Origin of the sequence: Coleofasciculus sp. E1-EBD-02 (assembly GCF_040218245.1) — a bacterium.
In the GTDB taxonomy this organism is placed as follows: Bacteria; Cyanobacteriota; Cyanobacteriia; order Cyanobacteriales; family Coleofasciculaceae; genus Coleofasciculus.
This window is the reverse complement of the sequence record NZ_JAVJQN010000203.1, coordinates 34,306-48,539: the sequence shown is the minus strand read 5'-3', so window position 1 is coordinate 48,539 and position 14,234 is coordinate 34,306. Positions and strand designations below refer to the sequence as shown.

12 protein-coding genes and 1 pseudogene are annotated in these 14,234 nt (G+C 41.4%); 7 read left to right on the top strand and 6 right to left on the bottom strand.

What is annotated here, in order from left to right:
* Both RIC07_RS32120 and RIC07_RS32115 read left to right on the top strand, forming a co-directional pair.
* Positions 1-184: pseudogene (locus RIC07_RS32120) on the top strand (transposase); the annotation flags it as partial.
* 201 nt (positions 185-385) lie between these two features.
* Complete coding sequence (locus RIC07_RS32115; RefSeq protein ID WP_446398065.1) at positions 386-1,174, top strand: hypothetical protein; 789 nt, start codon at positions 386-388, stop codon at positions 1,172-1,174.
* 52 nt (positions 1,175-1,226) lie between these two features.
* Here the strand turns inward: RIC07_RS32115 and RIC07_RS32110 are convergent, their stop codons facing one another.
* The 4 genes from RIC07_RS32110 to RIC07_RS32095 all read right to left on the bottom strand — a co-directional run bounded on the left by RIC07_RS32110 (position 1,227) and on the right by RIC07_RS32095 (position 6,024).
* On the bottom strand, positions 1,227-2,318 hold the full coding sequence (locus RIC07_RS32110) for an exostosin domain-containing protein (RefSeq protein WP_446398064.1): 1,092 nt from the start codon (positions 2,316-2,318) through the stop codon (positions 1,227-1,229).
* Positions 2,319-2,355: 37 nt separating this feature from the next.
* Complete coding sequence (locus RIC07_RS32105; RefSeq protein WP_446398063.1) at positions 2,356-3,090, bottom strand: class I SAM-dependent methyltransferase; 735 nt, start codon at positions 3,088-3,090, stop codon at positions 2,356-2,358.
* 53 nt (positions 3,091-3,143) lie between these two features.
* Entirely contained in the window at positions 3,144-4,235 is a 1,092-nt protein-coding gene (locus RIC07_RS32100) for an exostosin domain-containing protein (protein WP_446398062.1), read from the bottom strand.
* A 325-nt stretch (positions 4,236-4,560) separates the two neighbouring features.
* Entirely contained in the window at positions 4,561-6,024 is a 1,464-nt protein-coding gene (locus tag RIC07_RS32095; protein ID WP_446398061.1) for an SLBB domain-containing protein, read from the bottom strand.
* Between the two features lie 202 nt (positions 6,025-6,226).
* On the opposite strand from RIC07_RS32095, the gene RIC07_RS32090 reads away from it, so the two are divergent.
* Both RIC07_RS32090 and RIC07_RS32085 read left to right on the top strand, forming a co-directional pair.
* Positions 6,227-7,633, top strand: a complete 1,407-nt coding sequence (locus tag RIC07_RS32090) for an O-antigen ligase family protein (protein ID WP_446398060.1) — start codon at positions 6,227-6,229, stop codon at positions 7,631-7,633.
* 58 nt (positions 7,634-7,691) lie between these two features.
* Positions 7,692-9,032, top strand: coding sequence for a flippase (locus RIC07_RS32085; RefSeq protein ID WP_446398059.1), 1,341 nt, complete (start codon positions 7,692-7,694; stop codon positions 9,030-9,032).
* 79 nt (positions 9,033-9,111) lie between these two features.
* On the opposite strand, the gene RIC07_RS32080 is transcribed toward RIC07_RS32085, so the two are convergent.
* Positions 9,112-9,930, bottom strand: coding sequence for a glycosyltransferase family 2 protein (locus tag RIC07_RS32080; RefSeq protein ID WP_446398058.1), 819 nt, complete (start codon positions 9,928-9,930; stop codon positions 9,112-9,114).
* Between the two features lie 462 nt (positions 9,931-10,392).
* On the opposite strand from RIC07_RS32080, the gene RIC07_RS32075 reads away from it, so the two are divergent.
* The 3 genes from RIC07_RS32075 to RIC07_RS32065 all read left to right on the top strand — a co-directional run bounded on the left by RIC07_RS32075 (position 10,393) and on the right by RIC07_RS32065 (position 13,415).
* A complete protein-coding gene (locus RIC07_RS32075; protein WP_446398057.1) occupies positions 10,393-11,208 on the top strand; it encodes an FkbM family methyltransferase in 816 nt (271 codons plus the stop codon).
* A 72-nt stretch (positions 11,209-11,280) separates the two neighbouring features.
* The gene (locus RIC07_RS32070; protein WP_446398056.1) at positions 11,281-12,171 is read left to right on the top strand and encodes a glycosyltransferase family 2 protein; all 891 of its coding nucleotides are present in this window, start codon (positions 11,281-11,283) and stop codon (positions 12,169-12,171) included.
* Between the two features lie 68 nt (positions 12,172-12,239).
* Positions 12,240-13,415, top strand: coding sequence for a glycosyltransferase family 4 protein (locus RIC07_RS32065; protein WP_446398055.1), 1,176 nt, complete (start codon positions 12,240-12,242; stop codon positions 13,413-13,415).
* Positions 13,416-13,419: 4 nt separating this feature from the next.
* Here RIC07_RS32065 and RIC07_RS32060 read toward each other — a convergent pair whose 3' ends face one another.
* Complete coding sequence (locus tag RIC07_RS32060; RefSeq protein ID WP_446398054.1) at positions 13,420-14,193, bottom strand: FkbM family methyltransferase; 774 nt, start codon at positions 14,191-14,193, stop codon at positions 13,420-13,422.
* Between the last annotated feature and the right edge of the window lie 41 nt (positions 14,194-14,234).

Below are 14,234 nucleotides of genomic sequence, written 5' to 3'. Positions count from 1 at the left end.
CACAAGTGACCCACCCAAGTTAAGTAAATATAAGCATTTAGGCAAGGCTGGAAGTGAAGCCCATGTCGCTTCTGTGATGTCTGTTGCCAGAAGAACGATAGTGTCCGAATTACAAAAAACCATTGATTCTCTTAAAAATAGCTTACTAGATATTTCTTTTGACTCTGAGCAAGAAGATATCTAAATATTTAGGTTAAGAAATTATTCGCGATTATAAGTCGCGAATAATTTTTCTCTCTTTTCCAAAATGGGATGCTCCCATTACACCAAAGCTTTATTCAATCCTGTAGTCAGGTTTGCTTATCACCTTAAGTACGGGAGAGATACAATACACGATAACTTTTTCATTGTATAGTGGAAATTAGGAAATAAACCTGGATTGGATATGATGCGAACCCTAGCTCAAAACTTATTTGATCAAACTTTTATAACAGACAGTGATGATAAAGTTATGCCTAACCTGATTCACCAGAAAAGGTTTCAAGACGATATAGAGGTGGCTATTGCTAATTGTTCAGGTGGATGGTCAATTTCACAAGATTTAGCGCGTTTTCTGGCACATGCCGTGGTCACACTTAATTCTAAAAACATACTAGAGTTTGGAGCTGGATCATCGTCTTTAGTCTTAGCTACCTCATTGTCTGTTTCTGGGGGAGGCAAACTCACATCAATTGAACAAAATCCGGTCTGGTGTACTGAAACCTGGAAGCTTGTCAATGACAAAGAAAATGTAGACTCTTTTATGATTGTGGCTCAGCCCAAGCTTTCCTTGGGAATATCGGGAGTATATTTTTGTTTCAAACATTGTCTAGAAGATATCGCTTCTAGAGGTCTTTACGATTTAGTATTAATCGATGCTCCTCAATATTTCTTTGGTCGTGATGGTGCAGTACCTATCATCTACAATTATTTAGCACCAAACGCACTTATTGTTATGGATGATGCCGAGCGTTATAATGACAGATGGACACTCTTCCGATGGTTACACTCTTACCCAGGGTTGAAACTTGTTTATTACAATCCTACATTTACAAAGAAAGGATTAGCGATACTCCGCTTCCAGAGTAGAAAATCACCTCGATTTTCTTTAGTCCATTGGATGACAAGTCTTCAAGATACAGGCTCACTTTTGCTGAGTCCAGGTGCTAATAGACAAAGAAAAGGCGAATTTTGACTTGTAATTTTACGCTTTATTACTGAATCTCAAACTCATCGTACTGATTGAGTTAACTTGTTGCTTGCCGACGCAAAAGCTCCTGCTTCAGCCTTGGTAAAACAAAATTATGAGGCAGCAAATATTCAAAAGCTGCCCGGGATTTCTGGCAAGCTTGCCTAAACCCTTCATCCGACAGACTGTCGTGGAATTTTTGCACCCTCTCTCCAATCTGATGCACTTGCGAGTAAGGAATAATAACACTAAAGTCCTCCCATTTCAAATCCCCCAGATCAGGAAACTGCTGATTCGTGTCAATGATAATAGGAATACGTCCGGCTGACATGACTTCCCAGAGTTGGAAGCAACCATTCGTGTCTCCTCTCATCACCAGTGTGTAGGCGTTATTTTGAATAGTTTGGATATACTCATTTCTCTGGCGTTCTTTTTCCTCCTTGGGTAGGATAAAATAGTCTCCTGTTCGTTCGGTAATCGATGTTCTAAGATTTTTTGCCCTTCGCGCTTTCTCAATGACCTTCTGCCTTACCCGTCGAGCAATCACTCTTCGCATTGACATAGTTAGATTGCGATTAACCAAGAGACTGCCTGCCATCCATCCGACTGTATTATCGGGGATGGGGAAATAACGTAAGACAGAATTCACCTTTCCTGGATATCGTGTATGTCCGACAAAACCAACGGTTGGTTTTGAGGGTTTTTGGAGTTCGGAAATCTTATGTCCAATATCGTAAAGCCAACTGGGTTTAGCTACTGACTGTTCAGCTTCACAGCGATACGTTGAGCCGGCAAAAGCGATTTCGCCTGGTTTAGGTTTATGTTCTAAACCTCCAATGAAACTGATCAGTGTTCGATTTGACGCTAAGACTTGCTGATTAAACTTACGAACGGCTTCCCATTGGTTACGACCTAGGATGTAATCTTTGATATCATTGGGAATTACCACCAGATCGCCAGCATCTTTCAACTCCTTAAACCAATGGACTTTTACGACTCCTTGTAATTTCTCCCTGAGCAAATTCCAAAACTCTAATTCAGGATCAGTGTCCGGTGGAGTCGTATGCATCAGTAAGGGAACCGGACGGCGTCCGGACAGGACAAAATCTTCCTTGACCCATAGTTCCAAATGATTTTTAACAGACCACATTGGCTTAACATGCAGATTAACGGATTTCCGGGAAAAATCAAGTTAGACTACGATCTAATACAGCAAAATTAGTCCCTTTTAATTGAAAAAGGTTTTCCTGTGGTAGCAACTCATTGACAGCTCGCCGCACTTCTAGAGATTGATAATCATCCCAAATGATAATTCCTTTATCGTTGATTAACTTTAAAGCATTTACTGAATCACTTTTACAGGTTAAATAGGAATGATCTCCATCAATTAACACAAGATCCATTTGTCCTAAATAAGGGCTATAATCAAAGGTCGTGGAGTCGCCATAAAGTTGGGTAATATGTTGTTCTTGGGGGGTATTTTTCCATCTCATTTTATTTTGATGGGCAACGGTATCGTCAACGGGTAAATCTAAACTGAAAATATGGGTATCCTGATTAATTCTCGCCATCGCGTAGCTTGTTTCACCATGGGCACTGCCAATTTCAAAAATTTTGGGCGCTTTTTTCATGGAAATGAGAGCTAATAGATAGAGCGTTTCTAAATCAGAAAGTGACCACCGTTCATCTTGGTGAAGATTCATCAGAATCTCTAGACCCCTAGCTGATGGATACATTGACAAAAAATCACAGATTTTTACTTTAGGAAATCGGACGACATAATCATAGTTTGCAAAGATTAGTCCCCGAAAAAATTTGAATTTTCGTTTGGGTTTAGTAACATCAAGAAAAGACTCTTCGAGAAAGCGAGATAACCCAGTCAATCCGTGTGAAAATGTGCGTTTTTGATTGATTAAACTCATAACCTAATTTTACCCTTTATTACTGAATCTCAAACTCATCTTGCTTGCTTGAGTTAACTTGGCGCTTGCCGACGCAAAAGCTCCTGCCTCAGCGTTGGTAAAACAAAATTATGAGGCAGCAAATATTCAAAAGCTGCCCGGGACTTCTGGCAAGCTTGCCTAAACCCTTCATCCGACAGACTGTCGTGGAATTTTTGCACCCTCTCTCCAATCTGATGCACTTGCGAGTAAGGAACAATAACACTAAAGTCCTCCCATTTCAAATCCCCCAAATCAGGAAACTGCTGATTCGTATCAATTATGATGGGAATACGTCCGGCTGACATGACTTCCCAAAGTTGGAAGCAACCATTAACGTCTCCTCTCATCACCAGTGTGTAGGCGTTAGTTTGAATATTTTGGAGATACTCATTTCTCTGGCGTTCTTTTTCCTCCTTGGGCAAGATAAAGTAGTCTCCTGTTCTCTCGATAATCGATGTCTTAAGATTTTTTGCCCTTCGCACTTCCTCAATGACCTTCCGCCTTACCCGTGCAGCAATCACTCTTCGCATCGACATATTCATATTGCGATTGACCGAGAGACTGCCTGCCATCCATCCGACTGCATTATCTGGTATGGGGAAATGACGTAAGACAGAATTCACCTTTCCTGGATATCGGGTATGTCCGACAAAACCAACAGTGGGCATTGAGGGTTTTTGGAGTTGGGAAATCTTATGTCCAATATCGTAAAGCCAATTGGGTTTAGCTACTGATTGTTCGACGTTGCACCGATAGCTGGAAACGGCAAAAACGATTTCTCGGGGTTGGGGTTTATATTCCAAACCTCCCATGAAACTGATGCTTGTTCTACCTGACGCTAAGACTTGCTGATTAAACTTACGAACGACTTCCCATTGGTTACGACCCAGAATGTAATCTTTGATATCATTGGGAATTACCACCAAATCGCCAGCATCTTTCAACTCCTTAAACCAATGGACTTTTACGACTCCTTGTAATTTCTCCCTGAGTAAATTCCAAAACTCTAATTCGGGATCAGTGTCCGGTGGAGTCGTATGCATCAGTAAGGGAACCGGACGGCGTCCTGGCAGGACGAGATCGTCCTTGACCCATAGTTCCAAAGGATTTTGAACAGACCACATTGACCTAGACGCATTCATCGTGTTGTTATCAATTTTTACGGGTGAATTTTTTAAATGTTGATCGAGTTAATCCCATGATTCATAATCTATAGCAATCCTAAATAGGATGCAAAAAGTGAACGGCTTGAAACCCAGGTATAGTAAGGGTTCCAGTTTGGAAAATTGCCACAACCTAAATAGGATTGCTATAGGTATTTCCCAGGTTATGAAAGCCTTAAAAATCAAGCTTTTGGCTATTCCTCAACCAACAATGGGATAAAAGCGTGAGATTACTCCTGCCCCAAGGCAGCACTAGTGCATAAACGGATAATATCATACCTGTTAGCTAGAAAAAGCCTCCCAAGAACTCAAACAGTCTGAACACGTTAAAAATACCACCGACGGCAGTTAGGGGTGTTTCAATCGTATCGGCAATCCTAGCGACGCCAGAGCGATTGACAACAATGATGTCATTGTCACGCAGGATGGGATTCCTTTGCTCGTTAATACCTTGGGCAAAGTCAATCGGTATAGTTTGTTTAGAAACGGTGCCATCTGGATTCAGACGAATCAATTCCACCGAACTTTTCCGCGCTCGCTTCTGATCAAATCCACCAGCCGCTAGCAATGCCTGATTTAATGGAGTATTCGGGGGAACTTCTACAAGTCCAGGTCGAGTCACTTCGCCAACGACACTGACTTGAATCGTATCTGGAGAAAAACTAGCCGTTGCTAGTTCAGTGGCTTCGGCTGGACTCACCTCACTAGCCGTTGGAACGATAATCGTATCTCCCTCCTGCAACACAGTGTCTTGTTTAAAATCTCCCATTTGCAACAGTTGCCACAAATTGACCGGAATCGTATACTCTGCCCCCGTTTTGGTCACGCGGCGTACCGAGATTTGGCGAATATCAGCCATGGGTTTAATCCCACCTGCGAGTTGAATGGCTTGGGTGATAGTGGGTAAGCCCAGGGTTCTTCCAGCCGTTCCCGTATTTCTTTCAATGATTGTATAAGTCCCTGGACGGTTCACTTCACCAACCACAGCAACGGTAAGGGGTTCTTCGGGGTCAGGTGCAAGGCTACTGGTGGCTATTTGTCGAGCTTCAGCTAAGTTAACATTCGTTAAAATCGGGACAAAGACGGTATCGCCATCACGCAAGAGTAAGTTTTGACGTGGATTCCCCGTCTGTACGAATTCCCAAAGATTAACGGTAATCACCGCTCCTGAACCAAACTGTTGGCGTCGGCGAACTTGGACATTGCGAAGATCAGCCGACAAGGTTACTCCCCCAGCTTGCTGTATGGCTTGGGTGACAGTGGGGTATTGTACTCCTGGATCATTTCCGATACCGCCTGTAAAGGATAGGGTATAAGCTCCTGGACGATTGACTTCCCCAGAAACTGACACATTAAAGGGGCGAGGACTTAGGAGGGTGACAGTGACTAGGGGGCGTTTGAGAACACTTTGATATCGAGCAGAAATGACTTGGGCAGCCTGTTGTTCGGTAAGTCCCTCCAGTGATACACTGCCAACCAGGGGTAGGGTGAGTGAACCGCTGGGCGGGATTTGATACTCTCCGCTATATTGGGGAACTTCCAAGATATCCAGGCGAATGCGATCGCCGCCGCCTAGGGTATACTCAGTTTGGGATTGTGCCAAGCTCCTTTGTGGGGGTTGAGGCTGTAGATCCTCAAAGGTGGGCAGTTGCGCCCGAGTTATAGAACCGGGGCAGATGAGCGTCAGGGAAACCCCTAACGACACAGCTACACCCACTGGGCGGGTCAGTTGCTGAGGTACATAGCGCATAGGCTATCTCTTGGCTGTAGACTGGATACTCTCCAATTTTATCTGTATAATTAATTTTTTACCCTAGGTTCAAAAAAATTAAGGATTATGTAACGCCTCACTTCGGGGAAGCAGCGTCCATCAGACTTCTAATGGTAACGTTCAAATCTTTGATTGGCTTGCATCCTGAGACTCTAAAGGTTGCTCTATCACAGGTCATTAAATGAAAGAGCTAATTTTACATCCCCTGATTTTCAGTTTACTCTTTTTAGCCGGGTCAGTCTATTTTGTTATCGCCTTTCAACTGATTAATTCCAATAGTCGATGGTCTAAGCTATTTGAACAAGCCTGTGCCACTGTATTTCTCATGATTATTGGTGGTATCACCATCGGACTGATGAATAAGTTCCATCCTCGGGTTTTATCTCTGAGAACTACGACATTGCCAACTATGAGCCTGACCTTGGCGACTTATGGTGCTTGTCTTCTTTTATTAGCGCCCCGGTTAAATAATAATCTTAAAGATACCGTTTATGTCTTATCATCTTTCCTGAAAAAAAATTTATTTTTTTGCGCCTATCTCCTGATAATGCTTTTGTCTTTTGCCTTTTCTAACATTCCGGCATCTACGTTTAAAGCAAGTATCGTTCATATCGGAGTTACCCTGGCGCTCATCTATATAGGTAAACAATATAATTGGAAAGAATTATTAACAGTATTAACTTGGTATCATGGCATTGCCGTTATTTTTGTCTTAGTATTTGGTCAGCAACATTTGGGGCATAAAAATCATGCTGGTCCAACCATGGCTATTGGTGCAATTATACTTTATTTATGGTCGATCAATGCATCTAGAAACTATAATTTAATCTTCATGAGTTTAGCCACATTAGCCGTTGTCTTTGTGCAACAAGCTGGGAGTGGCATGGGTAAAGCCTTGCTGTTTATATTGATATGTCTTTTAGGTTTTCTCCGATTCATTAAACGTTTACCACCGAGAACGGCTTTTGCCTGCATGGGTGTATTTCTAGCTCTTGCCGTATCTTTATTGATTTTGATTACAGAAAATGCCGAGTATATTATCGTGGAAAAGTTGGGGAAGGATATGACCTTAACCGGTCGCACCTACATTTGGACACAAGTCGTCGATGCCATCAACCAACATCCTTTTTTTGGTTATGGAGTGGGAGGGTTTTGGCAGGAGTGGCGAGGACCTGATGACCCTTCATTTAACATCAGAACTCCTAGTGGTTTTAAAGCTATGCATGCTCACAATGGGTTTTTAGATATGGGCTTATATTTTGGCTGGTTTGGATTAATCTTATTTAGCCTGTCATTGTTAGTTAATATTTATTACGGAGTACTGCATCTAATTCGCACTCAAGATGCCACAGCCGGATTACCCCTCATAATTTTCACTTGGTTAATGATAACAAATTTTACAGAAACTACTCTAGTTTCCATTTCTAGTGGTTGGGCATTTTATGTGTTGATGACAGCAAGATTAACTATGGACATGACAGCAGAAGATATTAATGATAATTCCCCTATCCAGCACAGTTTAGCGTTTGAGTCAACGTCTTCGTCCCTCCCCATAAACCTTGAGGAAAGGAATCACTCCAGTGATTGAAATGAGTCATCGTTGTACGCAACAAACAATCCTCAATCACTAGAAGTTTAAAATTAAAATGTTAGAAAAAATCGCTTCACTCACTCAAAAGCTTAGTCCGGGTTTACGCCAAGTCCTCAACAATATCGGATGGCTGGTTTTTAGTAAATTTCTACAACTTGGATTGAGTCTAATGGTTGGGGTATGGGTAACTCGTTATCTCGGGCCCACCCAGTTTGGCATGCTCACCTACGCCATAACTTTTGTGAGCATGTTTAGATTTGCTAGCCTGCAAGCCTTAAAAACTATTGTAGTGCGTGATATTGCTCGCACTCCTACCACTAAAAATGAAACCCTAGGTACAACATTTGCCCTTCAATTAGCTGGTGGCTTAGTTACTCTATTGGCAGCCGTAGGAATAATTTATTGGCTACAGCCCAATGAACCTTTAACTCACTGGCTAGTGGGGATCATTGCCGCCGGAACCCTTTTTAATGCATTTAATACGATTGATTTTTGGTTCCAATCCCAAGTCCAATCAAAATACACGGTTGTTGCCAGGAATTCTGCCTATGTATTTGTGGCGGCGATGAGAATCGGACTGATTCAGCTACAAGCCCCTCTGATTGCATTTGCTTGGGCAAGATTTGCGGAGATGGTATTGGGTTCAATCGGGATAGTCATTGCTTATCAAAAACAGGGAAATCGCATTCAGGCATGGCGAGTAAGCTGGCAAAGAGTTAAAGAATTACTACAGGAAGGGTGGTTGCTAGTTGCGGCGGGAATCGCTATTTATATTTATGTTGATATTGATAAATTTATGCTAGGTTCAATGTTACAAAATAAGTCTGAATTGGGATTTTACGCAGCGGCTGTTAAGATATCGGGAATCCTAGATTTATTTCCCATGACATTAGCGTCATCCATTTTGCCCAAACTGACGGCACTCAAAGAGAAAAATCATCAGGATTATCTCGATAAACTTCAGGTTTACTTTGACATATCAACGTTGATATGGTTGGCTAGTGCTATTCCGGTTTCACTTTTATCTCACTATATCGTTCAGATTCTCTATGGCTCAGATTTTGCGCCTGCTGGGACTCTATTGTCTGTCTATGTATGGTCTCAATTTAATAGTTGTTGGGGCGTAGCAAGAGGCACTATTTTAACTATAGAAAGCAAGTTAAAATTCAATTTAATTTTGACGATTATAGGTGCGATAGTTAATTTAATGCTTAACTATCTCTTTATACCAACTTATGGAGCAATGGGAGCAACAATTGCAACAATTGTTACTTACCTAATCGTGATAATTTTGATAAATTTCCTGATTAAAGAATTGAGATTTGTTGGCACTCTAATCATGCGTTCTTTCAACTTTTATGCGGCTATTTTAAGGATTAAGAAATTAGCGCAATAATTAAGTCGCTAAATAAATTGAAGTAGAGCAACTCTTTTTTTGATTTATGGCTACTTATTTAGGACAGCTAAAGCAAGTTTTATCGACCCAGTTTTCTTAACTTGCTACGGATACCAAAAACAGAACGTCCTGTTGTCAATAAAACTTTTGTAAGCGCTAACCAAAATTCTTGTTCCCCTAAATAATCTTTAATCAACTTGTGATTTAGCCTAAGAGCCTGATATTGGTAGTTGATATGCCTTAAGGAGTTATCCTGCGAGAGTCCCGAGTTTGTTTTGCGGTAATAAATACCAACAAGACCAGAATGTACCCATGAGTTCGCACAAGCCGCTAATCGAATTTTCAACTCCCAATCTTCATATTTTTTTAGACTATGCCTAATTCCTTCAACATCTAAGTAGAGTTTTTTAGCAAAAAGCATATCTCTAGGAAGTTTGACCACATTATTGATGATCCAGTGCAATCGTTGCTGCTGATCAAAAATTGAAAAGAAAGCAAGATCTAAATAATGGTTTTCTTCTCCCCCTCGTTTAACTATGCAAAAATCAGAATAGGCGATTGAGTTCTCATGCTTGTTAAAGGCTAGAAACTCTTGTTCAATCTTTTGTGGCGAGTACCAATCATCGCCATCAAGAGTGGTGATTAGCTCACTCTTCGCTGCTCTAATAGCCAAGTCTCTATTGGTCGCTACTCCCAGATTTTTTTCTCGGAAAATTGGCTGTATCTGCGGATATTTGTGAGCCAGAGATGTAATCAATTCTCTCGAACCATCGGTCGAACCATCGTCAGCGACAATAATTTCATTGACAGGGAAAGTTTGATTGACTACACTTAGTATAGCCTCTGCTAAGAACGGTTCATTATTATAACTGACAATAACACAGCTAATAGTATGCATATATCAAAAGTTGATTTATGATTGACGACAAGGTATGCTGTTATTGTACTACAGAAGTAGAATATTTGACCTAGTGATGAGCTTTGCCCCTGTCTGTCCCCTTTTTTCTAACAGGTTTTTGAGGATACGCCCTCAACCTACTCAGATGTGCCTGTCAATCAACAATTAATAATACTCAAACAAAGCTGAGTGCTATTAATTACCTCAGATGAGAACATAATATTTTTTTCGGTTCGGCTTTAAGTCAGCGATCTCTAACTTAGCCAAACAAAGGTAAAAGCAAGCGATAATCTTTGTTTGGTTCCGCTTGTCACCCCGGTAGGGTCAAACTGGCTTAGGGTGGCTTAAACTATTGATGAGTTTACATAACTATATATTTATTCATTATATTTAATTGAAAACATTTTAGTTAATGGTAAAATGAAAGCGATAAAGTGACCAGTATTGCCTGGAGGTTAAGCGATGATTAATAGAGTATTTAATAAATTAGGATATAGTATTCAAAATAATCAAGAGATATCTAGGTATCCTTACAAAAAAAGATACAATTTTCAGGATACAGAATTTGATTTTTGGATTCCTGATTCAACGGGTAAACAATGGTACGAGCATAATTTTTGGGAGCAAGCCGTCGAGTTGACAACGATCAAAGAAATGCTAAAACCCAATGACTCAATTATAGAGTTTGGTGTTCATTATGGTTTCTTAGCCGTTTTTATTTGCAAAAACTTAAGTGAATCCGGAAAATATTTAGGGGTAGAATTATTACCCAAAGCTGCCTTATACTCTCAAGCCCAATTAAGTTTAAATAATCTCAACTCGAATTGTCGTGTAATTAATGCTGCTGGCGCAGAAACCAATAAAAAAATATACTGTCGCTATGATGACGGAGGAAATGCTTTTATCAAAAGAAGTAGCGATGAATCATTAATCGTTGATGCTATCACAGGTGATAGCTTGTTAGAGGAGCAGGGAAAAGTTAATTTTCTGAAAATTGATGTTGAAGGATACGAAGTTCAAGTATTGGAAGGATGTAAAGAGATACTAAAATCTCTGCCTAAAATTGCGATTGAATTACATTTAGAGTCTATTACCCAATACCAAAGAGTAGTGGACGACGTATTCAAAATTATTCCTATAGAAAAATATGAAGGTAAGTACTTTTGGAATAGTGGCGGTGATTATATCAGACCCGATTCTCATACACTGATCAATTTCAACTTAAATACATTTCCGACCGATGGAATTGTTAATTTATTTTTAACCCCTAAGTCGTAAGATTTCCCCCTTAAAGTCTATTAATGAACGAGCTTCAATAATGACCGAAAAAACTTACAGTCTGGTTAACCAATGACTCGCGATCGCACTGCCGTTCTCATGACCTGCCATAACCGCAAGCCAAAGACATTATCCTGTCTGGCTGCTTTATTTAACCAAATACTTCCTCGCGAAGTAAAATTGGATGTCTATTTAGTCGATGATGGCAGTACTGATGGCACAGCCCAAGCAGTACTGCAAGCCTATCCTCATGTCAAGATCCTTCCGGGGAATGGGAATCTCTACTGGAACCGAGGAATGCGAAAAGCCTTCGCTGAGGCGATGAAGTATGACTACGACTACTACCTATGGCTCAACGATGATACTCTACTTTACCCAGATGCGCTATCCTCTCTCTGGCAAACCTACCATCACTTAACCAAACAAGGGCATGAGAAAGCCATTATCGTGGGTTCCACTCACCATCCAAACACCGGCAAACTGACGTATGGTGGATTCGGGCGCAGTACCTGGTGGCATCCTTTCAAATATAGTCTCGTAGAACCCGGTACAGAACCCAAACCTGCTGACACCCTGAATGGTAACTGTGTTTTGATCCCTCGCGCCGTGGTTCAAATTCTGGGAAACTTAGATCCCGCATTTAGCCATAGCATCGGCGACACCGACTATGGCTTGCGAGCGCAACGTCAAGGGTGTAGTGTTTGGGTTGCACCCGGATATGCCGGAAAATGTCAGACGAACCCTCCTCAAGGACACCCTTGGCTTGATCCAAAGTTTACCTTAAAACAGCGATGGCAAGCTGTAACTGATCACAAGGGTTTACCCCCTAGAGAGTCAAAAGTCTTTTGCCAACGTTATGCGGGTTGGTTATGGCTGTTTTTTTGGTTACTTCCTTACATTAGATTAGTGTTAGTTTCCCTATCCTATAAAATCGGATTAAAGCAGGAGAAAGCGGAAGCATAGGAGGATTACTGGGATAATTACTGCCATAACTTAATCATTTAAGATGAGCCTTATAGAGGTAAATTAACGTGAACCCTAACAGGAATACCCGTATTGCTTGGCTGCTTCCCTCTATGGAACGACAAAATTACTGGCAGCCATTATTTAAAGAATTCACAAAAACGTTTCCGCAAACCACCGTTTATACGGGATTTTGGGAAGGATTTGTTCCTGGCTTGGAAGGAGCCTTCACCGTTGAAGTTGTGGGCAAGACCCAGTTTGTCCCGACGACTCAAGGACGTGGTTACAGTCCAGGATTAATATATGTATCCCCTACTATTGTGGGTGAGCTGCTCAAGTTTCGACCCCAGGTTATCTTTGTCAGTGGTTTCTCCCTCTGGACACTCCTCGCCTTACTATTTAAACCCTTACCCTTAGGACAATGGAAAGTTGTTATTGTTTACGATGGCAGTTCACCAACCATAGACTATATCAATTCCAGACCCCGTTTAATCCTGCGAAGTACGATGGCTCGCTTTGCAGATGCCTATATCACCAATACGAGTGGAGGTAAAAACTATCTGACCAAAATCCTAGGTGCTGAAGAACAGCGAGTGTTTGCTCGACCTTACCAAGTACCCGATGTCAAAACATTGCTGGGACGCCAGGAACCTGAATCAGAACCAGAACCTGAGTTACAGCATCCCATTTTTCTGTTTGTGGGCAAAATCATCCCCCGCAAAGGACTACGGTGTCTGTTGGAGGCTTGCACGATTCTCAAACAACAGGGAGATCAAACCTATACATTGCTTATCGTGGGTGATGGAGAACAACGGGAAGAACTGGAAGCTTATTGTCAAACTCAGGGGTTAACTCATTGCGTACACTGGGTAGGTTGGGGTAATTATGACCGCTTGGGGGCGTATTTCCGCCGCTCAGATATTTTCGTCTTTCCCACCTTAGAGGATATCTGGGGGGTGGTTTTGCTGGAAGCCATGGCTTTCGGTCAAGCCATTTTGTGTTCTAAATGGGCGGGTTCTTCTGAACTAGTGGTTGAGGGAGAAAATGGCTATATCTTTGATCCCTATCATCCTGAGGAATTAGCCAAACTGATGCGCCAATTTATCGACAATCCTGATTTGATTGGAGCAATGGGTGAAAAATCGAAACAAATCATCGCCCTACATCATCCAGAATCTGCCGCAGATTTCTTGATCGAGGTAACTTCTTTTACCTTGAACTCAAACAAGAAAAAGATAGGTTAACTGACTAACTTTGAGGATTGGCTTGGGAAATTGCGACAATATTTCCAACTTTAGGGGCATCCAACTTCAGTAAGTCACCTTCGCCTGTTGGTTGCACCTGAAAAAACTCATATCCCAATTCTTTCAAAAAATTCCAGGCTCCATCGGGTGACGACTTAAATCGAGACGTAATATGGGGATTGTACTCAAATATAACAATGGGTTTTAGACGGCTAAACAAGGAACTGGCTCCCCGCAAAACGTATTCCTCAGCCCCCTCAACATCCATTTTAATCAGATCGACCTGTTCAATTTGTTCACGACTCAACACATTATCTATTGTCGTGGTGTGAACCTCCTCAAAATTTGCCTCAGAATTTAAATCTCCGCCTAAAGAGTAACTATTAGGGGCATTATCAATATGATACAATTTGGCATAACCTTCTTGCTCCGACAGTGCAGATTGAAATAACTTGACATTGGTTAATTGATTGATTTCTACGTTGCGAGCAAGAGTTTGAAAGGATTCGCTTCCAGGCTCAAAGGAAATAACCGTGCCTGAATCACCAACTAATTTGCCCGCTATAATCGTATAAATTCCCGTATTGGCTCCGGCATCTATGAATACTTTACCCTCTGTGAGATAGGTATCCAATACCGATAACTCAGGCTCATAATATTCACGAAAAATGAATATTCCTGTCGAACCAGCACTTTTCAGTTTGGGGGGTAAGAGGAAGCGACAATTCCATTTGGGAATTTTAATATCCACCGATGAGCTTGATAGTTGGCAATACATAAACCATGATATTACTCGGAAAAGCGTAAGTATTGGATGCT

Bases quoted from the DNA above. Each gene is read 5' to 3' on its own strand.
- RIC07_RS32115 (WP_446398065.1), top strand. From the start codon at position 386: ATGATGCGAACCCTAGCTCAAAACTTATTTGATCAAACTTTTATAACA.
- RIC07_RS32110 (WP_446398064.1), bottom strand. From the start codon at position 2,318: ATGTGGTCTGTTAAAAATCATTTGGAACTATGGGTCAAGGAAGATTTT.
- RIC07_RS32105 (WP_446398063.1), bottom strand. From the start codon at position 3,090: ATGAGTTTAATCAATCAAAAACGCACATTTTCACACGGATTGACTGGG.
- RIC07_RS32100 (WP_446398062.1), bottom strand. From the start codon at position 4,235: ATGTGGTCTGTTCAAAATCCTTTGGAACTATGGGTCAAGGACGATCTC.
- RIC07_RS32095 (WP_446398061.1), bottom strand. From the start codon at position 6,024: ATGCGCTATGTACCTCAGCAACTGACCCGCCCAGTGGGTGTAGCTGTG.
- RIC07_RS32090 (WP_446398060.1), top strand. From the start codon at position 6,227: ATGAAAGAGCTAATTTTACATCCCCTGATTTTCAGTTTACTCTTTTTA.
- RIC07_RS32085 (WP_446398059.1), top strand. From the start codon at position 7,692: ATGTTAGAAAAAATCGCTTCACTCACTCAAAAGCTTAGTCCGGGTTTA.
- RIC07_RS32080 (WP_446398058.1), bottom strand. From the start codon at position 9,930: ATGCATACTATTAGCTGTGTTATTGTCAGTTATAATAATGAACCGTTC.
- RIC07_RS32075 (WP_446398057.1), top strand. From the start codon at position 10,393: ATGATTAATAGAGTATTTAATAAATTAGGATATAGTATTCAAAATAAT.
- RIC07_RS32070 (WP_446398056.1), top strand. From the start codon at position 11,281: ATGACTCGCGATCGCACTGCCGTTCTCATGACCTGCCATAACCGCAAG.
- RIC07_RS32060 (WP_446398054.1), bottom strand. From the start codon at position 14,193: ATGTATTGCCAACTATCAAGCTCATCGGTGGATATTAAAATTCCCAAA.